A 21,173-nucleotide genomic window follows, 5' to 3' on the forward strand; every position below is an offset into this window, starting at 1 on the left:
TCAGTCTCTTAGTGGCGCACTGGGACCTTCAGCGTGCAGGCTCCGAAGGTCTGACCTCGAAGATCATCACGTTGAAGGCGTCGTACACCACCCCATGGGGCTTGGCCTCAGTGGTACTGGACGCCGAAAATGTTGACTTCGCGGTACGAACACTCGAACCCTTGGATACACTCACGTGATGTAACGATCCGTATGCGGGAGTCAACGCCTCTTGTCTATCGGCAGCCGCTAATGGTGGCGGGGCGCCGATAGGGAGAGGATCGAGGGGTGGGGGATGTCTGTAGTGGTCAGCGAGATCGAAGAGTTCGCGGACGATATCGAGCGGTTTGTCCGTACCGGCTCGACGATCGAAGGCGCCATCGCACGCTATCTTCGGTTGAACATTCCTGCCGAAAAGCTCGAAGAAGCGCGCATCCTCTACGAGCGACGTGTGGGACGAATTCGTACCCTCGTATCCCCGCCGGCGATCGTGAGTCCAGACCGTCGTGTGGACGGGTGGTACGGCGGACCCCGAGAGTCTGACGTTTTTTGGCCGCATCTGCATTCGGTTTTGGTCAACGGGCTCGACGATGAGGCAATGGTGTCTGTGGACGAGGCCTCGACAAGAATCACCGGACTGCTGACCAGCCCCGGCTCAACCCGCATCCGGACCCGTGGTCTTGTACTGGGGTACGTGCAGAGCGGCAAGACCACCAGCTTCATGTCGGTCATCGCCAAAGCCGCCGACGCGGGTTACCGCGTTTTCATCGTGCTTTCCGGGATGACAGATAACCTTCGTTCCCAGACACAAGACCGACTTGAGTCATCCCTTGTAAAGGGTTTAGAGGACCGCTGGTTCCGCTTGACGACTCTGGAAGATGACTTTCAGAGTCCAGACAACGCCGCCTTCCTGCTCGGCGCCCCAGGGAACCGACTTTTGGCTGTGGTGAAGAAGAACCCGCACCGCCTGCGTCGCCTTCTTGAGTGGCTCCAATCCGCGGGATCGGTTATAGAGGACTGCCCAGTGTTAATCGTCGACGATGAGGCTGACCAAGCCAGCATCGACGTTGGGTCGGGTGGACGCCGGTCTCAGATCAATCAATTGATCCGCGAGATCCTCGACCTGCCGAAGGTCGCCTATGTCGCGTACAGCGCGACTCCGTTCGCCAACCTCCTCATCGATCCGAACGACGACGTGGACCTCTTTCCTCGGGACTTCATCGTCGACCTACCGCGACCCGCTGCCTACTTTGGCCCAGAGCGCCTGTTCGGACGGCAAAGCTTGGACGAGGACGACGAGGAGGTGCTTGGCCTTGACGTGGTCAGGCCGATTCCCGAGGTGGAGGTGGCGGCTGTTCGCCCGCCAGCCGGGCGGGGTGCAGCGGATGGCTGGAGCCCTGACTTCCCGGACTCGTTGACTGACGCGTTGTGCTGGTTCCTCTTAGCGACGGCAGCCCGCCGAGTGCGCGGTCGGGGAAATCCGCACTCCAGCATGCTCATCCACACCTCGATGCTGTCTTCTGCGCATGAGGCCATGGCGGAACCTGTGCGTACGAACCTCGCGTCTTTGGGGGCCTCCTTGGAGACGCCTGAGGTACGTGCCTTCTTGAAAGATCTTTGGGAGGACGAGGCGTCCCGTGTGTCCGCGGCTGAGCTCGGCGAGACGCCGGTTAGTTTCATGGAGCTGTGGGAGCGGCTGCCGGAGGTGGTGGCGAGCACCGAGGTCGTCGTCGACAACTACCTTTCGGACGCAAGACTGTCCTACGACCGTGACAATCCGACGACCGTCGTGGTCATTGGGGGCAACACCCTCTCCCGTGGTCTGACACTTGAAGGTCTCGTCTCCAGCTACTTCGTGCGAACGGCCAAGGCTTATGACACGGTCCTGCAAATGGGGCGGTGGTTCGGCTACCGGAACCATTACCAAGATCTTCCCCGAGTCTGGATGACCGACGAACTCCAAGAGTGGTTCAGGGATCTGGCGTTCGTTGAGGAGGAGATCCGTCGCGAGATCGCACGGTTCGAGCTCAGCGGTTCTTCTGAGCCGCGCGACCTGCGGGTGCCGATCCGCAGCCACCCTCTTATGGCGATCACCAGCGCCGCGAAGATGCGTGCCGCGGTCCCGGTGAGGGCGAGTTTCGGCGACCAGCGACGGCAGACAATCCTGTTCGACCACCTCGACAAGCTTTGGCTCGACCGCAACATTGAGGCAGCGGCGACACTCGTCTCGTCAGCGGAACAGGCCGGCGCTACATTCCACGCGCAGGCTCCCTCTGGCCGTAGGTTACTCACGGGCGTACCAGCCGCCTGCATCCTCACCTTCTTGGATAAGTACAAGTTTCACCCAGGGGCGTCCGACGTTCGCGGCGACGTCATGTCTTCGTACATCCGACGACAGAACAGCTACAACGCCCTGCAGGAGTGGAGTGTGGCGATCATCGAGGGCGGGTCCGGTGTGGAATTCACTCTGTCCTCGCCCAGTGGACGTTGGAACGGTCTGCGGATGGTCAACCGCAGCCGTACGGCGGAACCACAAGCCTATGCAAACATTAAAGCGTTGGTGAGCCGGCGCGACCGACTCGCCGACGTCCCTCTGTCCGCGGAGGAAATTGCAGAGCGGCTGCGCAGCCACCCTCGCGCCGTCCCCCGGATAACTCCAGAGCTTGAAGAAGTGGTCTACCGCGCCATCCGCAACGAGACGATGGGCAGCCGCGGGCTGGTATGCCTCTACCCCATCAACCCCAACTCCCAGCCAGGCGGTCCGGCTGGGAGAACGACGAAGGCGGCACCCGCAGTGAGGACAAGCAGGCAGGAGAAGGAGGAGCGGGTCCCTCTGGGGGCGGCCGCCCCTGTGATGGGTGTCGCTCTGTTCTTTCCGACTGCTGAGGGGCCGGACCCCGAGGTGTCCTACGTCATCGCTCCGCCGCTGGCAGACGTCGATGGACAGCTCGGGGACGTATACGCCCAGATGGCGGACGAGGTCCGGCTCGCCGACCGGCGCGATGAGGAACGTTCGGCGGCTCAGGGAGACGTCAGTGACTGAGCGGGTGCTCTCCGGGGAGGGACCGGTGTCGTCCGAAGCGGCCTTCCGACTTCTCACCGCCGACAGCGACAACGGACCGTCCCTACGAGAGACGGATGTCAGCGTCTCCGCTGGATACGTCGCGCACGCTCTGATCGAGCAGGGTCGTCCCGCGCTGCTCGTCCCCGTTGACGCAGGAACTCAGGTACCTCGTGACACCCACAGCCAAGGGGTGGACCTTGGTCCCCGCGTGCTCCTAGACGGTTCTGCCGAGGAGATGTTCCTGCAACTGTCCTGCACCGAACCCACCTTGGGACCCACGTTCGCGGCGCTGTGCGACGACATCTTGGTGGCCCTTACCGCCGCTCCACGCGGGAATTCGGTCCCGGTGTGTGTCGGCGTCCTCGACGCGTGGCGGAGCCTGTTGCGACCACGGCCGAGTGAAGTCATGAACCGCTCAGCGGTGCTGGGTCTACTTGCCGAGCTGCACGTCTTGGAGCGGCTACTCATGGTTGACCCAGACGCGCTGGACCGCTGGCAGGGTCCGTCCGGCCACCGCCATGATTTTGTAACCGACGACGTCGTAATTGAGGTCAAGGCGTCGACTGGGGCTGATCGCTTCACAGTGGAGATCCACGGAGACCGTCAGCTGGAAGGGCCGGTAGGGGGCCGTCTGGTGCTGTACGCAGAACGCTTCGAGGCTGGAGGTCAGGATTCCGATTCGCTGCCCGATGTGGTTGACAGAGTCCGGCGCCTCGGAGTGTCCGCACACGATCTGCTGACCCGACTCGCTTATGTTGGCTACGACTCGAAGCACATGGAGATCTACCGCACCATGAGGTTCAGAACCCGCGAGATCCGGATCTACGACGTCGAGGCGGACTTTCCAGCCGTCGTCCCCGGCGCTTTCAGGGACCCTACGGTCCTCGACGCCCTGTCGAACGTGAATTACGCGGTCGACTTGGACTCCTCGGGGGTCGTACCGTTCCGCAGAGACGGCGATGTCGCGACTCTGCTGTCAGGGAGGACTGCGTGAGCCTCGACCTGCACTCCGTCCCCTTCGACGCCGCCGGCGGTACCCATGCGAGTGCGGCGCGGCGGGCTATCGGGCGGCCGGCGCTCGATCCATGGGCTCTGTTCCTGCGGGAGACGCTCCAGAACTCCTGGGATGCCCGGACGGACCTGGCGGGTCCGATCGACTTCGCCGTGGACTACCGGTGGATGACCCCGCAGCAACTGCAGTTCCTGCGCTCTGAGGTCTTCCCTGTGGCTCCGCCCGCGGGACTGGGCCTCGAAGAGATGCTGGCGGAGCCGGATCTGGCCCTTCTCATCGTCAGCGACAGCGGCACACGTGGCCTCGGCGGCCCGACCCGTGCCGATGTGCACGTGGAGGGCCGCACTGACTTCGTTGACTTCGTCCGCAACGTCGGACGGTCAGCGGACAAGGAAATCGGCGGCGGCACCTATGGTTTCGGTAAGGGCGTCCTGTTCGAGGCCAGCGCGGCGGCGACCGTCATCGTCTTTACCCGGACCAAGGACCAGGATGGGCAGACCGTCAGCCGTCTGATCGCGATCGGCATCGGCGAGAGCTACGACCTTGACGGCCTGCAGTACACCGGCCGTCACTTCTGGGGACGAAGCGATCGCGAGGTCGGTGTCGAGCCCCTTGTGGGCGCCGAGGCGGAGGCCGTCGCGGCGCGGCTGGGCATGACGCGCCTGGGCCGTGACGGGACGGGCACCGCGCTGGCGGTTGTCGCGCCGGTCGCGCATGAGGAGGCAGAGACCAGCGACGAGGAAATCATCCGCCGGATCGCCGAAGCCGCGCTCCAGTGGGCTTGGCCGCACATTGTGGACGAGACCATCTGCTTTCAGTTCAGCCATGAGGGGAACCCCGTCGAGCTACGCGATCCCCGCAGGGATCCGGTGCTGGGCCGGTATGTCGACGCCTACTTCGCGGCCACCGGGCAGCAGGAGGACATGGCCTCGGACACCCGTTTCCGGGTGATGGACGTAAAGTCGCAACGGCCCGTCAAGACCCTGGGACGTTTGGGGACGCGCTTTTTTACCGCGCCCAGGGACGTCGTGTCGGTGATTCCCATGGATGGTGTGGCCCTCATGCGGCGACCGAGGCTCATCGTGAAGTACCTATCCGTCTCCCCGGACCCCTCCGGTCGTGGGCAGGTCTCGGTCTTCGTGGCCGACGACGGCGTCGACGCTGACTTCGCCAGCTCTGAACCGGTCGCGCACGACGACTGGGCTCCGGAGAGCATGCGGCTGCCGAAGGGACACTTCAACCCGGTGCGGGTTGCGCTGGACAGGATCAAGGAGGAGTTCCGCAATCGGGCCCGGGTCCACGTCCCAGACGATCACGTCGGCACCTCGCGGGTAGTGACTCAGCTGGCGACCCGGTTGGGCTCTCTGCTCACCCCTGCCCCTGGAGGGGCGCCCGGGTTGCGTCCACCGAGAGCCTCCAAGGCGAGCGGGGTGCGTTCGCCGAGCGCGCCGGGCGCCGCCCGTGTGGAGGGGCGACCACGCATCTGGTTGGAGGACGGACGTCTGGTCGCGGAGTACCGGGTGGTGTTGGAGGGGGTCTGGACACCTGGTGACCGCCTGCTCGCGGAGCCCCGCGTAGTCCTCGCCACTGGTGGGACCGAGTCTTCGGCGCCGGTGGGTGCGGATCAGCCGGCCGTCCGGCAGTGGCGGACAACGGAGGGTGGTGTGGTCGCCGAGGAGGGGGAGGTCGCCTTGGTCGACTGGCCGACCGAGCTGTTGGTCGTGGTGGAGCAACCGCGTGAGACTGTGGTGCTGGTCGCCCTAAGGAGATTGCCGTGAGGACGGACACCGCCAGCTTCGGGTATCTGCTGCCCCACGACGGACGTTTGAAGCAAGGTTCTTGGATCGTGGCAACCGACGACGTCGAGCTCCACGAGCCGGAAGCGGTACCGGACTGGAGCTACCACGTTCCCATCCGCGTAGGCGTGGACATAGAGGTGGACCTAAGGGGACTCCGATCCGACTGCGGGCTGCCCGCAGACGCGGTGGTGCGTGGCGGGATCGCTTGGCACTCGGACCACACGAATCTCCGGGGCCTGTTGTGCGTCAAGACGTTGATAGACGGTCAGAACGAATTTTCGGAGACCCTGCCAGGGCCGGATCTCGGTGGTCGACTACATTTAGGCGTTCAGGTCCTGCTCGCGTCGGCCGGCGCCCAGGCCGATCCCTTGGCACCTCAGCGTCCCGGGTCGTTGCTGTGGACGGGCGAACCGTTCATCACTGAGCTGGACGGCTACGCCTCGCGACTGCGTGTCCTTCCGCTCGACTTCGCCTCGGCAGGGGTGGCTGGGGGCCGTCGTGCCCTCTGGCACGTCCAGTTGTCGACGACTGAGCTGGCGGCCAGCTCGGCGGGCTCCCTCACCGTTCACTTGAACACCGGGCACCCCCGGGTGGCGGAACTGCTCGACAGTCCGGGAACTCCCGCCGCCGCCGACCTGATGCGCATGATCCAGACGGATGTGACACGGCAGGTGGCGCAGGCTGGCCTGCGTCAGGGGTCCTCGGAGTTGGGACTGCGCTTTGAAGCGGAGACCTTGGGCGGCATGGTCCAGCGCGTTCTCGACCGCGCGTTCCCGTCGATGTCGGTGGGTGAGGTTGAAACCCTCTGGCTGAATGACCCGGGTGAGTGGGAGGCGCAGCTTCAAGTGCTGTGGGGAGTTGAGGACGAATGAGTCTAGTTTACCCACGGCTTGATCTGGTGGTGGCCCGTGAGATGGTGAGTCATCTGCCTCAAGCGGAAGCGCCCCCAAGCGTCCCAGTCAAGTTCAACAAGGACGGGGACGAGAAGAAGTCCAACTGGCGGGTGCCTCCTGAAAAGCTCGAGGCTCTTGTGGGGGCTGCAGCGCTGACCCACCCTCGCGTGACTTTCTACGAGGTGGCCGGATCACGCGTCACGACCGAACGGCTGCAGGAGCTTCAGGTAACTGTTCGGGACATCGCCCGGACTCATGGATTTCCGCAACCGATGTCCAAGGCTGCGGTCAGCGATTTCGATCGTGAGGTCGCACTCCTTCTGTACCGCCGCATGGACATCCTCACCGCTGATGCGGCGGATGAACGCGTCTGGTCGTTCCTCAGCCTCGTGCTGCTGCCCGATGTCGCTCTCTGGCGCTATCCGAACCCCGAGCACCGGTCCGACTACGAACGTCTCATCGGTCGGCCGCGAAACGTCTTCCGTCGTCTCTGGTGGCGGACCCACGTCCTGGGTACAGCCGTCACTGCCCGAATCGGCGAAGACCAGGCCGTCAACATCGTTGAGCGTCCGCGGGCCTTCGGCGACCCTCGGGTCGCGCGTTATGTGGCGCAACGTCTCCTCGATGCGATCGACGCATCGCCTGGAGTGAAGGTCGACGCCCTCTTCCGGGATTCCGCCAAGCGCCTGCTGCGGCTGTTTACCTTCGTCGGCGCCAGCGCCCTGTCAGACGATGAGCTGGTGGATCTGGTGGACGAGGTGATCGACCACAGTGTGAGGTTCCTGCGTGCGGCGGAGGAGGCGAAGAGCATGGAAGAGGCAACGGGCAGGAAGGAGGCGAAAAGCAAGAAGGGTGCAAAGGACGGGGAAGAACCAGAAATGGATCAGCACGCCGAGTCGCTGCCTGAGGAACTGGGTGAGCAGCTGCGCGATGTCGACTCGTCCGACACACAAGCTCCGATCCCCCCACTGCAACCGGAGCCATCGGAACCGGCGCCAGTGCAGGAACCGCACCGTTCCGAGTCGCTGTTCGACCTAGAAGCGGACACCGCGACTGCAGCGTCGCCCTCTCCAGTGGCACCGAGCGAGTTTTCGATCTCCACTTCACCGCCCTCCACGCGGGTCGTCGACGAGCCGTCGGACGAGCCGACGGGCGGGCTCCTCGGCGCCATCCGTCGCAGGGTGCGGGGTCGTGGCCGCTGACGGGCCGCGGTCGGGATCGTCCCGCCCCGCGCCGCTCAACGATCACGTCCGACGGCAGATGCAACGTATGCCGCGGCGCGACACAGGTCCCGAACTGGCGCTGCGGCGCGAGCTGCACGCACGGGGTCTGCGGTATCGCATTGGTGTGCGGGGCTTGCCGGGTCGCCCAGACATCGTATTCACAGCGGCCCGACTAGCGATCTTCGTTGACGGCTGCTTCTGGCATTCTTGCCCCGAGCACGCCGTCGTTCCTCGCAACAACCGTGGCTGGTGGAGTGAGAAGCTCGCCACCAATGTCGCGAGGGACAGACGGAAGGACGCGGCCCTCCTCGAGATCGGCTGGACGCCTCTGCATGTGTGGGAGCACGATGTGCCCGGCGTTGCCGCTGATGCGGTGGAGCAGGCCTGGGAGGCTAGGCGTACGGCAGGACAGGCGCGTCGGCGTCGCAACACCCCGTCCTTGTGAGACCCTGGTGGGCGGCGATGGATCTGGAGATATGAAGTGACGAGACAGTCGATTAGCGTGACCCCCTCTGCTTCGAGGTTGACCTCCTCGCTGCGCGACATCGGTTACGATTTCTTCTCCGCGGTCGCGGACCTCGTGGACAACAGCATCGCAGCAGGCGCAACCACCATCGACGTCGTCGTCGAGTTCGATGGCCCAGACTCCTTCGTCCTCATCGCCGACGACGGTACAGGCATGACGCAGAACGGTCTGGTGGAGTCCTTGCGATTCGGTAGCCGGCGGAGTTATGAGGTGGGGGAGCTCGGCCGGTACGGGCTGGGGCTCAAGACAGCTTCGCTGTCACAGTGCCGTTCTGTCACTGTATGCACACGCCGTGCTGCCACGGTAAAGCGTATCTCCACTCGGACCCTCGACCTCGATGTGATCATCGACTTCGACGACTGGTTGATCATCGACCCGGGTCGTACTCGTGCGGTGACCGAGGCGCAGCGGTGGCTCAACGAGGCGCCGGGAACTGTCGTTGTCTGGTCGAAGCTCGACCGTGTTCTGCCCGACCGCCGCCCTGAAGGCGGCTGGGCGCGTCGCAGGTTCGAATCTCTCGCTGTGAAAACGGCGGCGCACCTGTCGATGGTCTTCCACCGCTTCCTCGCCGGTACGGCCCAAGGTGAGCGTGTCGTGATGACGGTCAATGGAGAGAAATTGCAGCCCTGGGACCCCTTCGCGCCCCAAGAGCAGCACACCGTCGAGCTTGCTCCGCTGAGCTTTGAGGTCGAAGCTGACGACCACGTCGGCACAGTACGTCTGCGACGATTCGTCCTTCCGCCGCGGGAGAAATTCAGCATGCAGGAGGAGTTCGACCGTCTGTCCGGTCCACTCAAGTGGAACCGGCAGCAAGGTTTGTACGTGTACCGCGCAGACCGCCTTGTGCAGTGGGGAGGCTGGGCAGGCGTCCGTTCCATCGATGAGCACACTAAGCTCGCCCGAGTCGCGCTGGACTTCAACACCGACCTCGACGCCGCGTTTCACATTAATGTGGCCAAGATGCGGGTCAACCTCCCAACCGGGATCCGGCAGATGCTGGAGCGCCCGCTGCACGAGGTGTGCCTGCGTGCGAACGACACCTACCGCAGAAATTCCCGCCGTGAGGCTCCGGTGGTGGCACCCCCCGCCGAACTCGCCCCCCTGCCTACGGTCGGTCTCGCTCTCCGCTCGGCTGCCGCGCAGTCTGGCGACTACGCCGCCTTCAAACGCATTGTGGCTAGGTTAAAGGAGACCGCGCCGGAGGTGGCGGAAAGCTTGAACTTCTGATTCCGCCGGGTGTGATCAGAAGAGTGGTTCGATGCCGTCGTCCGGCACTCCGTAGCGGTGGCAGGTGTCCGCCAGAGGGCAGTCCATGCATAGGGGGCGGTCAGGTCGGCACAGCGTAGCGGCGAGTTCAATCAGGCCTTTGTGGGCGTCACGGGCATTGGCGCCGCCCCCAATCATGCGGGCTACTGCAAGGCGCCCATCGGTCAGACGATTTTTCTGACTCACCGGGTCTGCGTGGAAGCGCTCGGCGACGCGCAGTACGCCTTTCGTTGTGAGTACAGGCTCCTCGGAGCTCTTCCCTTCTACAGGGACGGCCAGCACCGCCAAGTCAGCCACCGCCTCACTCAGGCCTGGCAGCCGCAGGGACGCGATGTCGTCCGAGTCGAGCACCCCGGGGCGTTCCCTGAGATAGTCGGCAAGTTCCGATAATGTGGTGGCCCGTTTCTCTCGGCCCACTGCCCGTGCGATGTCCAGGAGAGCGTCCTCCTCGTCCGCGGTGTCAGGATTTTCAGGCCGGTCCAGCAGCTGAACTACCGGCCAGATGGCGGATACGGTCCTTGGTGCAGCACGTTCGAGGAGAGTCTCCGCGCACACCACCTGCCAGCGTGAGGTGGCGTTCAGCCATGGCACCCCACGCGGCACCTTCTGTCTTGCGGTGTACCAGTTCGCGAGGACAGCCGCGACGTCCTGTGTCCGCGTCTGAGCCGGCTCACGACGCGTGAGCGCTTCCAAGACGGCACCACCGAGCGCTTCTCCGAGGCGCGGCGGGACCGCGTTGCCGATCTGACGGAACGCGGCTGAGGGTGGGCCTGCAAAGCGGAAGTGGTCGGGGAATGTCTGCAGCCTCGCCGCCTCACGGATGGTAAGGGTACGACTTTGCCGTGGGTGTATGTACCAGTATCCGTCTTTGGCGATGTGGGCGGTTATCGTCCGGGAAAGGTGATTCTCGTCCAACCTCTTGTATTTGTCGTCGAAGATGTCCTGTCGGTAGCGCTTTAATTCCTCCGGAAGATCCGAGTAGCGCGTCTTCGACCCCATCATCTCGAAGGCTTTCTCGTCGTCCTCACGTACCGGACGGGTAATGTGATCGTAAACGCGGTGCGTCGCCTCCGTGGAAACCCCGGCGCGCATGGCGCGCTGAAAAGACGTTTGGGGAGCATCGTAGTCTGCCCATCCTGTGGCGCCGCCTTCCGGACGCCACCCACCGCGCACCTCAGGGAGGTCGCCGATGGCGTTCCACACCGTCACCTGAGTCTCCACGGGGTGCGGCCAGTCAAAGCGTAGGCCGTCCCTCAGGGCAACGAGAATAAGGCGCTGGCGGAACTGAGGAACCCCGTAACGCCATGTGTCGACGATGTTCTCCTCAACCGCATAGCCGAGTCCCTCCAGCTCCTCCACAATCGAGCGCAGGATGAACATTTCTCGGTCCAGAGCCATGTCCGGAACGTTCTCCATGATGACGGCTGCTGGACGTGCCAACCGTACGACCTCAAGGTACGAGCGCCACAGGTCTCGTCGTTCGTCGTGTGGATCTCGCAGACCCTTATTGACCCTGTCGCGAATGAGGTAGCGACCAGCCTTGGAAAAGGGCTGACATGGAGGGCCGCCGGCGAGGACCTGGACACCGGCTTCTGACATGAGGTGGGCGACGCGTTCCACCTGGTCTGCATCGCTCAGATTCCAGTCGACAGCAAGTCCTCCGAAGTGGTGCCGGTGGGTCTCGACCGCCTCCTTGTCGTGGTCCACCGAGAGCACCACGCTTAGCCCAGCCGCTTCGAGGCCCCAGCTCAATCCGCCCGCACCGCTGAATAGGTCCGCTGCGAGCGTGGCGCCGCCCTCGCGTAGCCGCTCCGCATGAGTCAGGAACTGCTCATCTGTCTCGCAGGAGTCCGGGTGCGGCTCCAACCGGACAAACGGCCCTCTAACCAGCTTTACTCCGTACCCGGAGCTGGTTCGTCGGCTCGTCTCGGGCATCGTCGACTCCTCGGGCAGATTCTGGAACCCTTACAGTCTAGGTGGAGCTGAGGTGGTTGACCGCCAAGAGCAACAGCAGTCAAGTGTGTCCAAGACGCCTCACAGCGCAGTATCGACCACCTGGTCAAGGGCAGTCCTGTGACGGTGGTCGACACGCAAGTCTGAGCAGCGACGCAGGCCGTGCCGACGAGCAGGCGCTGTAAGGACCATGCGGTGGACGACGAAACGCTGAGGGAGGTCACTGCAGAGGGTAGGCGCTCAGTGAAGTCCCTCAACGCCTTGCGCGCAGGGCGGCGTCCCCGACAAAGTCATGCACTTCCTTGCAACCGCGTCGGCCGTCTCCTTGGCCCGGGGATGCACAGTGGCCGGTCCGGCGGCGTCCTGCGCGAGCACGTAAATACCAGTGGGGGCCTCGCCGACCATGCACGCGACCGGTCCGCGCTGCTCGACCTCTTGGCCATGACGCTTCCCGACGTCGAGTACTCCACCGCGATCTGGGTGGAGTGGTGGAACAACGCCCGCTTGGACTACCGGCCACCTACCAATGCTAAGGCCGCCCGTCATGCTGGCCTCAATGACTCCATTTTGGAGCTGTGCTCCACGTAAAGACGGCATCAAAGCCGTGACACTTCAGACCGCCTTGTCGACGAGCCGCTGGGTTGGCTCGCCGTGGGTCGGGACGTACTTGATGTCCTCGTGCAGCATGGTCACGAAGTCGGTCGGGCTCGCGCTCTTGCTGCTGGGTGCCTGCGCAACCTCGGGTGAGCGTTCCGCCAGCTTCAGCGTGTAGAGGGCGGCGAGTTCGACCGGGCTCACGTCTTCCCTACCCTCGACGGCGAAGTCGAGGAGCGCCGCACCGAGTGCGAACTTGTAGGTTCGGTCGTTCCGGCCCAGCAGGATCGCCATGCGCCACGACGTGGCTGGTGTCGGCTCCGTGCGGTAGAAGGCGCCGGCACTCATCGGACGACCTCGGAGGCCAGGACCCCATGGGCAAGCTCGTGCGCGACCGCATCCCGGACATCATCCGGGCGGAGGGCCGTGAGCCGGAGACTCGGATCCTCGCCGACGACGAGTACGTCGCGGCGCTCCTCGCGAAGGTCGTCGAGGAGGCGGGGGAGCTGCATGACGCGACGACCGCCGAGGATCGGCTCGCGGAGGCCGCCGACGTCTACGAGGTGCTGCTGGCCGTGGCGGAGCTGTGCGGCGCCTCGATCGAGGACGTCGTCCGGCAAGCCGACGCCAAGCGGCAGCAGCGGGGCGGTTTCGGTGGCGGGGTCTGGTTGGAGTAGCCCACGGGTCGACCGCACGGGATCGCAACGCGTCACCGTCAGCTCGTCGGCGGCTCCCCGTCCCCGCTTGAGCGGAGGCACGCGTCACCGGTCGAGGACGACGGCTCCCTTCGCGATCTTCTCGAGGAACTCGCGCTGGTCCTTGTCGTCCTTCTTGCGGTGCACGAAGACGAGGAGGCGGTCGGCCTCCAGGTCGGGGCGGTAGTAGAGGCGACCCATCCGCTCCGACCCTTTGAGACCGGTGTGGATGCCCCTGACCTCGTGGATGTCCGCGTACCCCTCGCACTTCTCGCCCTTGAGCTTCTTCGTGTCCAGGTCGACGAGCACCCGGACGAGGTGCGACAGCGCCCGGAACTGCTTGAGGTCGGTGAACGCGTCGAGAGTGGTCTCGTGGAGGTCGAGTCGGCTGAACATCCGGTCCAGGACGCCCTCCACCCCCTTCGCCGGCGACGGCCGAGGAGGCGCGACGATCGCGGCTGCGGTGAGCTGCTCCCGCAGATCCCGTTCTCGCTCCGCGGCCCTTTGGGCGTCGTGGAGCTGCTGCCGGAGCTGAGCGATCTCAAGCTCCTGGGTCTCCGCCTCCTTGAGGAGCGCTTCAGCGGCGAGCAGGTCCTCGTTGGCCGTCTCTTCGGTGGCGGGCGCGCTGACCTGCAGCGCGGCGAGCTGCTTCTCCGCCTTGGTGCGAGCGCTCTTGGCGGCCTTCAGCTGCTTCTTGAGGTCGTCCCGATCGTTCCGGGCTCCGTCGAGGTCCGCGGTGAGGGCGTCGACCTCTCGACGCGCGGTCTGCAGCTGGCTCTGAGCGACGATCAGCTCGACCCGCAGCAGAGCGTCGTGGGCTTGGGCCAGAGCAGCGGAGTTCTCCACGGGGGGAGCGGGAGGTGTCGCGGAACCACTGCCCAGGGCATCGGTCACCGCAGCCACGCACTGGTCAGGAGTCAGGTCGCCGCCCAGGCGGATGAACCAGTCGTAGTGGTGCCCGTCCGAGGCCGGCCGCCAGCTCTGCGCCCACCGCTTGACGGTGGTGCCCGAGGCCTCGAGACGGTGCACCAGTTCCTCGGCGTCCGTCTCAGCGGCGTCGAGCACCACGTAGTGCCCGAACCGGGTCGACTCGATCGCCCACCGGTTCACGGTGAGCGAGGAGGACGCTGAGGTCTCGACCAGCACGACGAGGTCCTCGGACGGGCCAACGAAGTCGTCGCAGTCGACTTTGGGCACGCTCGGGTCGTCCAGGCAGATGAACATGCTCTCGTTGATCGGGTAGACCCGCCCGCCGTAGACGACCCCGCTCACCCCGTCAGGCATCCGCCGCACCGGACGATCGGTGAGGTGCTCGACGTGCTCACCCTGTCCGGTGCGCACGGCCACGCTGACCTTGCGGGATCCCCTGGCCATCTCTGCTCCATCCTCGATCTTCTGCTCTTGAAGGATCGACGTGGTGACAGGCGGGATTGACGCCTCCGATCAGGCGACATGGCTCGTGGTCAGGAAGATCGGAGTCGAGCAAGTGCCTACTATTTCGGTCACTTGCCTCTTATGCTGGGCGTATGGATCTCGGCCGCCCCGTACGAGCCGTCGTTCCGTCCCTGGACGGACCGGTGCTCACCGCGCTGGCCGGGCTGACGGTTCCTATGTCTGGCCGTGAAGTCGCCCGCCTCGTCGGAACCGCCTCCCCCGCCGGGGTCCAACGCGTCCTCACCCGCCTCGTCGGGGAGGGGGTGATCACCGTCGAGCGCCGACGGAACGCGGCCTACTACAGCGCCAACCGGAACCACCTCGCCTGGCCCGCGGTGGAGATCCTCGCCGGCTTGCGTCGGGAACTCCTGCGTCGCATCGAGGAAGAGATCCGGTCCTGGGCCGTGCCGGTCGAGACGGCCGCGGTCTTCGGTTCCCTCGCGCGGAGGGAGGGGAGCGTCGATTCCGACGTCGACCTGTTGCTCGTTCGTGCTGACGAGGTGACGGGGGAACGAGCCCGCGCCTGGGACGACCAGGTGGACTCCCTCGTGACCGCCGTCCACTCCTGGAGCGGCAACCCGGCGCAGCCGTACGACATCTCCGTGAGCGACCTCCGAGCCCACGTCGAAGCCGACGAGCCGATCGTCCGTTCGTGGCGGCGAGAGGCCATCACCCTGGTCGGTCGGGACCTCAGCGCCCTCCTGCGGAGCGTGGCGCGGTGAGCCCGTCCGGTCGCACGAGCGACTGTTCGCCCGTTGAGGGGCGCACCCGGCTGGAGCAGGCGCGCGCGTTCCTCGAAGTCGCCGAGCTCGTCATCGACGAGATCGATGACGGTCTCGCCACCCCGCAGGTGGCAGCGTCGTTGGCGGTCCTGTCGGGCATCGCCGCGTCCGACGCGGTGTGCTGCAGTCGGCTGGGGCAGCGCTCGCGAGGGCAGGACCACCGGCAAGCCGTCGATCTGCTCGCCACCGTTCGACCCGACGGGGTGGCGATGGCGAAGGACCTGCGGCGTCTCCTGGAGATCAAGGACCAGGCGCACTACGCCGCCACGATGGTCTCCGCCCCTCGCGCTGAGCAGGCCGTCCAGTGGGCGCGCCGGCTGTACGACCTCGCGGTGCGAGCCGGCTGAGGTCGATCGACGAAACCGGTCCGAGGGCGAGTGCCCTGGTGTTCTCCTCACCGTGTCGGTTCCCTCTGCCACAGTCAGCGACGGAGCGTCACTGCAGCGGGAGGTCGTCATGGCGGGTGTGCTGATCGAACTCGGTGTCCGGTTCATCGCCTGGTACGTGGGCCTGCTGGTCCGCTGCTGGCGCGGCGTGTCCCGCTGGATGACCCCGCGGTGGCGCATCGATCCGCACGTGGAGCGCCTGCAGGCGTGGCGTTCCTGGCTCGGCTACGCCAGCGTGGTCGTCGCCGTCGGCTTGTCGGGGGAGGAGTCGACGGGCTTGGCGGACAAGATGCTCACGGGGGCGATCGTGGGTTTCCTGCTGAAGGCGGCGGTCGCGGTCGTCGTCGTGCTCGTGTCCCTGGCTGTCGTCTCCCTCTGCAGCCACCGCACGCAACGTCGCGGACGCCTCCGTCCGGTGGTTCGTCCCCTTTCGCTGCTCGTGACCGTCATCGCCGTTCCACTGCTCGTGCTTCAGGGCAAGGAGTGGGCCGAGCGGCGACCAGCCGGCTCCGTCGCGGCCGAGCACCTCGCGCCGGTCCTGGTGAGTGGCGGCGTGGTCCTGTACTTCGCCTGGCCCTTCCTGGCGGTCGCGGCCGCTGCGGTCGTGGTGCGAGGTGTCCGCCACCTCTTCTGCGCCGGTGACGTGCACCCGCTGTTGCCGTCCGTCCTCGCGTTCGCGGTGGCGCTCGCCAGCGGTGCGGAGAACGTCCACCAGGCCCTGCAGCCCGCCGTCGGCGTCGAGCGAACGCTGTCCCTCCTCGCGCTCGGCGGATCCCTGACCGTCCTGGGGCTCACCGCGTACGAGCACCGCCGTCTGCGGCGGCTCGGGTGGCAGTGGTCCGACCTGCGGGTGCCACTGCACGAACTGCCGGCCGCGCACCCGGTCCACCGGCTTGCCCGGAGGTCGACGTGAAGCTGGTCGTCGCCCCTATCCTGTTCAAGCTTCAGCTTCAACCTTGATTATGATGTCGGCATGGGCCGACTCGTCAGTACGCAGTGGACCCCCGACCGGGACATCACCGGCGTACCCCGACGCCACCGCCAGCCCTGCCGCTACGACGCCTTCGTCCCCGACCGCCTCGTCGGACGCGAAGTCCTGCTGCCCGCCGACGTCGCCGCCGACGTCTCCGACGCCGAGCGCGCCGTCCAGCAGCTCAACGCCTCCGGTCTGCCCTACCGCGGCTACGAAGCCATCGCCCGACTGCTGCTGAGGGCGGAGGCGGTCGCGTCCTCCCGCATCGAAGGGCTGGAGATCGGTGGCCGCCGACTGGCGCGCGCCGACGCCGCGCGGGAGCTCGACGGATCGCCTCCCGACCAGGGGGCGGCTGACGTCCTCGGCAACATCGACGCCATGCGCGCCGCCGTCGACGACGTCGCCCGACGGCCCCGGCTGGACGTGGACGCGATCCGCGACATCCACCGCGCCCTGTTGGCCGGCACTCGCGACGCGAGCTGGGCGGGAACCGTCCGCGACCGCCAGAACTGGATCGGTGGGTCGAGCTTCAACCCGTGCGCCGCCGACTTCGTGCCGCCACCCCCGGACGAGGTCGAGGCGCTGCTCGAGGACCTCGTCGAGTACGTGGACTCGGACGTCCACCCGCCGGTCGTCCAGGCCGCGCTGGCCCACGCGCAGTTCGAGACGATCCACCCCTTCGCCGACGGCAACGGCCGCACGGGTCGCGCCCTCATCCACGTGGTGCTGACCCGTCGCGGCCTGAGTCCCCACCACGTCCCGCCGGTCAGCCTCGTCCTGGCCACCCGCAGCCGGGACTACGTCGCCGGTCTCGAGTCCTTCCGCGAGGACGGCCACACCGGGATCGCCGAGTGGATCGCGACCTTCGCCGCGGCGACGACCGAAGCCTGCGCGCGCGTGTCAGGACTCACCGACGGACTGGCGGAGCTCAGCCGGCGTTGGCGCGAGGCGGTGGGACCGCTGCGTGCGGGGTCGACGGTCGCCCAGTTGCTCGACGAGATCCTGCCGCAGACCCCGGTGACGACGGTCGCGCAGTTGGTCCGGCTGACGGACCGGTCGACCCAGGCCGTCAACGAGGCCGTCGACCGGCTGCACACGGCCGGGGTCCTGCTGCAGACGACCGCCGGCCGACGCAACCGGGCGTTCGAGGTCGACGGACTGATCGACCTCATCACCGGGTTCGAACGGTCACAGGCCTCACCCGTCGGCGACACTGCTGTCGAACCGCCCGCCCGTCCCGTTCCCCAGCGCTCGCCGAACCGTTGACCTCGATCAGTCGCGCACCGACCGCAGGTGGGCGGCGGCGATCTCCTCCAGGTGCACCACGTCCCCCGCCACCGTCACCACGTCGAATCCCTCGGCCAACCGTTTCGCCGCGACGTCCCCGCTCGGCGTGTGGATCCCGACGCTCTTCCCCGCCGCCCGCCCGGCCGCCTTGATCCGCTCCAACGCCGCGTCGAATTCCTCCGTGATCGCGGGGTCCCCGGGGAACGCCGCCCCCAACCCCAGCGAAAGGTCCGACGGCCCGACGTACAACCCGTCGAGGCCCTCCACCGCAGCGATCTCCTCGACGTTCGCCAGCCCGTCCGCCGTCTCGATCATCGCGAGCACCAGGACGTCGCGGTTCGGTACTTCGGTGCTGCGCCCCAACCGGAGCTGGGCCCGCATCGGCCCGAACGACCGGCGCCCCAGCGGCGGGTACTTCGCGTTCTGCACTGCGAGCCGCGCGTCGGCGGCCGAATCCACCAGCGGCACGATGATCGCGGAGGCGCCGGCGTCGAGGGCCTGGCCCATCCACGTGATGTCGTTCGCGGCCGCGCGCACGATCCCGACGGTGTCCACCGACCCCAGCCGCGCTCCGGCGTCCACGGCCATCAGCCCGCGCAGCAGACCGTCGTAACCCATGAGGCCGTGCTGCTGGTCCAGGCAGATGTAGTCGTAGCCGACACGGGCGAGGCGTTCGGTGGAGGCGGGGGAGTCGAGCATCACCCAGTAGCCGACGAGGGGTTCGCGGGCGCGGAACTTGCGGGCGAACTCGGCGGAAGCAGACGGCGCGGTCACAGGAGACTCCAGGTTCAGCGGTTGTAGGCGGGCATGGGGCCGAACAGTTCGGCCCCGACGGCATCACAGGCCGCCACGAGGTCATCGGGCAAGGGGCCGGCCGTCGCCAGCGCGAGGTTGGCCTCGAGCTGGGACAGCCGGGACGCACCCAGCAGCACCGACCCGACGACATCCTTCGAGAACAGCCAGCGGAACGACAGCTCCACCAGCGACAAACCGGCCGCGGAAGCCAGAGCACCGAGGCGCTCGGAGGCGCCGAGGAGCGCGTCGTTGAAGTAGCGAGCCTTGTACATCTCGGCCAGCCGCGACTCCGCGAACCGGCCGCCGCTGGGCTCCGACCCCCGGGAGAACCGCCCGGTCAGCAGGCCACCACCGAGCGGGTTGTAGACCATGGTGTGCAGGCCGTGGACGCCGGCGAACTCGGCGTACTCCGTCTCCAGGTGCCGGGCCAGCAGGTTGTAGAGCTGCTGCGCCACCACCGGGGCCGGCGCCCCCACCCGGGACGCAGTCGAGATGACGTCGGCGATCTGCCACGCGGCGAAGTTCGACACCCCGAGCGCGCCGACGAGACCCCGGGAAACGAGCTCGACCACCGTGGACAGCGTCTCCTCCAGCGGCGTCGAGCGGTCGGGTTGGTGCAGGTACAGCAGGTCCACCGACTCGCGCCGCAACCGCCGCAGGCTCCCCTCCACGGACAGCGTCAACCCCTTCGCCGACAGGGGCGCGTGACCCGCGGCGTCGGGGTGCGGGATCCCGGCCTTCGTCGCGACGGCCACCGACCGGTCCGCGAGCAACGGCCCCAGGATCGTCTCGGTGGCACCCCCGGCGTACCCGTTCGCGGTGTCCACCATCGTCACACCGGCCGCCAGCGCGGCGTCCAGCATCTCCGCCGACTCAGCAGCGGACGCGGTGTCGCCGAACGTCATCGTCCCCAGCACGAACGTCGACAGGTTCACGCGCGCACCCCCGCCAGCACGTCGCGCGGTTTGCGCCCGCGCATCGTCGACGGGTCGAGCGCCGCAGACCGCAACGCCCGCGTGTACGGGTGCTGCGGCCTGCGCAGCACCTCCCGCGTCTCACCGCTCTCGACGATCTGCCCGGCCGACATGACCACGACGGTGTCGCTCACCTCGCGCACCACTCCCAGGTTGTGGCTGATGACGACGAACGTCACGCCGGTGTTGGTCTGCAGGAACTGCAGCAGCGCCAGGATCTCTGCCTGCACCGACACGTCCAGCGCCGACGTCGCCTCGTCCAGCACGATCAGTTCGGGTTTCGACGCCAACGCCCGGGCGATCCCGATGCGCTGCCGCTGTCCACCCGAGAACTCTCGCGGGTACCGACCGCGGGCGGACTCGTCGAGCCCCACCTGGTCCAGGTACTGCGCCGCCTGCTCGAACCGTTCCGACGAGGACAGCCGGGGTGCGCGCAACCCGATCGCCTCGCCGACGATCCGTTCCGCCGTCAGGTGTGGGTCGAGCGAGCCGTACGGGTCCTGGAAGACCATCTGGACGCGCGAGCGCATCGGCCGAAACTTCCGCTCCGGCAACTGGGCGATGTCGACGCCGTTCAGCAGGATCTGCCCCGACGTCGGGGTCAGCAGCCGGACGATGGACCGCGCGATCGTCGACTTCCCGCAGCCGGACTCACCGACGATCGCCAGCGTCCGCCCCGCCTCGACGGAGAACGACACCCCGTCGACCGCCCGGAACACGCCACCCCGGACGGGGTACTCGACCACCAGGTCGTTGACCTCCAGCAGTGCAGTCACAGTGAAGGCTCCAGGGGTCCGAGTTCGGGCACCGACGACAACAGCTTCTTCGTGTAGGCCTCGGCCGGGTGGTCGACGATCTGCTCGGCCTCGCCCGACTCCACGAACGTGCCGGACTTCATGACGTGGATCCGGTCGGACACCAGCCGCGCGACCCCCAGGTCGTGGGTGATCATCAGGATCGCGACCCCGGTCTCTTCCTGGAGCGAGAGCAGCAGGTCGAGGATCGACGCCTGCACCGTCACGTCGAGCGCACTCGTCGGTTCGTCGGCCACCAGCAGTTCCGCCTCGGCCGCGAAGGCCATCGCGATGAGCACGCGCTGCAGCATCCCGCCGGACAACTGGTGCGGGTACTTCCGCAACTGGTCCTCGGGCGTCCGGATCCGCACCGAGTCCAACAGCTCCACCGCCCGCGTCTGCAACGCGGCACCCTTCAGTGACGGGTTCTTGATCCGCACCGCCTGCTTCAGCTGCTTCCCGATGGTGTGCACCGGGGACAGCGAGGTCATCGGGTCCTGCGGGATGAGCGCGACCGACCGACCACGGAGCTTCTCCAGCGCCTTCGGCTTGGCGACGACGTCGGTGCCGTGCAGCAGCACGGACCCCGACAGCACCGCGAGGTCGGGGGACAGCAACCCGAGCACGCCCATGGCCGTCGTCGACTTCCCCGACCCGGACTCGCCGATGATCGTCACCGTCTCGCCACGGTCGACCGAGAACGACACCCCGTCCACCGCGCGGACGACCCGCCCCGGTGCCATC

General features: G+C 66.7%; 19 protein-coding genes. 12 read left to right on the plus strand and 7 right to left on the minus strand.

Annotated elements, in window-relative coordinates:
• Positions 1–283: 283 nt before the first annotated feature.
• The 7 genes from ACFQ46_RS07055 (at position 284) to ACFQ46_RS07085 (ending at position 9,723) form a co-directional block, all read left to right on the plus strand.
• Entirely contained in the window at positions 284–3,022 is a 2,739-nt protein-coding gene (locus tag ACFQ46_RS07055) for a Z1 domain-containing protein (protein WP_380258569.1), read from the plus strand.
• Positions 3,015–4,037, plus strand: coding sequence for a PD-(D/E)XK motif protein (locus tag ACFQ46_RS07060; protein ID WP_380258571.1), 1,023 nt, complete (start codon positions 3,015–3,017; stop codon positions 4,035–4,037). The genes ACFQ46_RS07055 and ACFQ46_RS07060 overlap by 8 nt, the downstream gene beginning before the upstream one ends.
• Positions 4,034–5,833, plus strand: coding sequence for a hypothetical protein (locus ACFQ46_RS07065; RefSeq protein ID WP_380258573.1), 1,800 nt, complete (start codon positions 4,034–4,036; stop codon positions 5,831–5,833). The genes ACFQ46_RS07060 and ACFQ46_RS07065 overlap by 4 nt, the downstream gene beginning before the upstream one ends.
• Complete coding sequence (locus tag ACFQ46_RS07070; protein ID WP_380258575.1) at positions 5,830–6,726, plus strand: hypothetical protein; 897 nt, start codon at positions 5,830–5,832, stop codon at positions 6,724–6,726. The genes ACFQ46_RS07065 and ACFQ46_RS07070 overlap by 4 nt, the downstream gene beginning before the upstream one ends.
• Positions 6,727–6,755: 29 nt before the next feature.
• Positions 6,756–7,949, plus strand: a complete 1,194-nt coding sequence (locus tag ACFQ46_RS07075; RefSeq protein WP_380258577.1) for a hypothetical protein — start codon at positions 6,756–6,758, stop codon at positions 7,947–7,949.
• Between the two features lie 58 nt (positions 7,950–8,007).
• Positions 8,008–8,415 carry a very short patch repair endonuclease gene (locus ACFQ46_RS07080; RefSeq protein ID WP_380258617.1) on the plus strand — a complete coding sequence of 136 codons (408 nt, stop codon included), beginning with the start codon at positions 8,008–8,010 and terminating at the stop codon, positions 8,413–8,415.
• A 78-nt stretch (positions 8,416–8,493) separates the two neighbouring features.
• Positions 8,494–9,723, plus strand: coding sequence for an ATP-binding protein (locus ACFQ46_RS07085; RefSeq protein ID WP_380258579.1), 1,230 nt, complete (start codon positions 8,494–8,496; stop codon positions 9,721–9,723).
• Between the two features lie 15 nt (positions 9,724–9,738).
• On the opposite strand, the gene dcm is transcribed toward ACFQ46_RS07085, so the two are convergent.
• Entirely contained in the window at positions 9,739–11,697 is a 1,959-nt protein-coding gene (dcm, locus tag ACFQ46_RS07090) for a DNA (cytosine-5-)-methyltransferase (RefSeq protein ID WP_380258581.1), read from the minus strand.
• Positions 11,698–12,327: 630 nt separating this feature from the next.
• Positions 12,328–12,657 carry a hypothetical protein gene (locus ACFQ46_RS07095; RefSeq protein WP_380258583.1) on the minus strand — a complete coding sequence of 110 codons (330 nt, stop codon included), beginning with the start codon at positions 12,655–12,657 and terminating at the stop codon, positions 12,328–12,330.
• A 26-nt stretch (positions 12,658–12,683) separates the two neighbouring features.
• Here ACFQ46_RS07095 and ACFQ46_RS07100 point away from each other — a divergent pair, with 26 nt between their 5' ends.
• Positions 12,684–12,986, plus strand: a complete 303-nt coding sequence (locus ACFQ46_RS07100) for a nucleoside triphosphate pyrophosphohydrolase (RefSeq protein WP_380258585.1) — start codon at positions 12,684–12,686, stop codon at positions 12,984–12,986.
• Between the two features lie 84 nt (positions 12,987–13,070).
• Here ACFQ46_RS07100 and ACFQ46_RS07105 read toward each other — a convergent pair whose 3' ends face one another.
• Positions 13,071–14,378, minus strand: a complete 1,308-nt coding sequence (locus ACFQ46_RS07105) for a hypothetical protein (RefSeq protein ID WP_380258587.1) — start codon at positions 14,376–14,378, stop codon at positions 13,071–13,073.
• Positions 14,379–14,614: 236 nt separating this feature from the next.
• On the opposite strand from ACFQ46_RS07105, the gene ACFQ46_RS07110 reads away from it, so the two are divergent.
• The 4 genes from ACFQ46_RS07110 (at position 14,615) to ACFQ46_RS07125 (ending at position 17,845) form a co-directional block, all read left to right on the plus strand.
• Positions 14,615–15,160: a nucleotidyltransferase domain-containing protein gene (locus ACFQ46_RS07110; RefSeq protein ID WP_380258589.1), complete on the plus strand. Its 546-nt coding sequence runs from the start codon at positions 14,615–14,617 to the stop codon at positions 15,158–15,160.
• Positions 15,157–15,567, plus strand: coding sequence for a DNA-binding protein (locus ACFQ46_RS07115; RefSeq protein WP_380258591.1), 411 nt, complete (start codon positions 15,157–15,159; stop codon positions 15,565–15,567). The genes ACFQ46_RS07110 and ACFQ46_RS07115 overlap by 4 nt, the downstream gene beginning before the upstream one ends.
• 109 nt (positions 15,568–15,676) lie before the next feature.
• Entirely contained in the window at positions 15,677–16,519 is an 843-nt protein-coding gene (locus ACFQ46_RS07120; protein WP_380258593.1) for a hypothetical protein, read from the plus strand.
• Between the two features lie 60 nt (positions 16,520–16,579).
• A complete protein-coding gene (locus tag ACFQ46_RS07125) occupies positions 16,580–17,845 on the plus strand; it encodes a Fic family protein (RefSeq protein WP_380258595.1) in 1,266 nt (421 codons plus the stop codon).
• 6 nt (positions 17,846–17,851) lie between these two features.
• Here ACFQ46_RS07125 and ACFQ46_RS07130 read toward each other — a convergent pair whose 3' ends face one another.
• The 4 genes from ACFQ46_RS07130 to ACFQ46_RS07145 are packed head-to-tail and all read right to left on the minus strand — an operon-like array spanning position 17,852 to position 21,172.
• Positions 17,852–18,640 (minus strand): HpcH/HpaI aldolase/citrate lyase family protein, encoded by a 789-nt coding sequence (locus ACFQ46_RS07130; protein WP_380258597.1) that lies wholly within the window; start codon positions 18,638–18,640, stop codon positions 17,852–17,854.
• Positions 18,641–18,654: 14 nt separating this feature from the next.
• A complete protein-coding gene (locus ACFQ46_RS07135; RefSeq protein ID WP_380258619.1) occupies positions 18,655–19,566 on the minus strand; it encodes an aldo/keto reductase in 912 nt (303 codons plus the stop codon).
• Positions 19,567–19,592: 26 nt separating this feature from the next.
• Positions 19,593–20,411 carry an ATP-binding cassette domain-containing protein gene (locus tag ACFQ46_RS07140; protein WP_380258599.1) on the minus strand — a complete coding sequence of 273 codons (819 nt, stop codon included), beginning with the start codon at positions 20,409–20,411 and terminating at the stop codon, positions 19,593–19,595.
• Positions 20,408–21,172, minus strand: coding sequence for an ABC transporter ATP-binding protein (locus ACFQ46_RS07145; protein WP_380258621.1), 765 nt, complete (start codon positions 21,170–21,172; stop codon positions 20,408–20,410). Before ACFQ46_RS07145 ends, ACFQ46_RS07140 begins: the two co-directional genes overlap by 4 nt.
• Between the last annotated feature and the right edge of the window lies 1 nt (position 21,173).

Source organism: Kineococcus sp. GCM10028916 (genome assembly GCF_042674865.1).
Taxonomy (GTDB): domain Bacteria; phylum Actinomycetota; class Actinomycetes; order Actinomycetales; family Kineococcaceae; genus Kineococcus.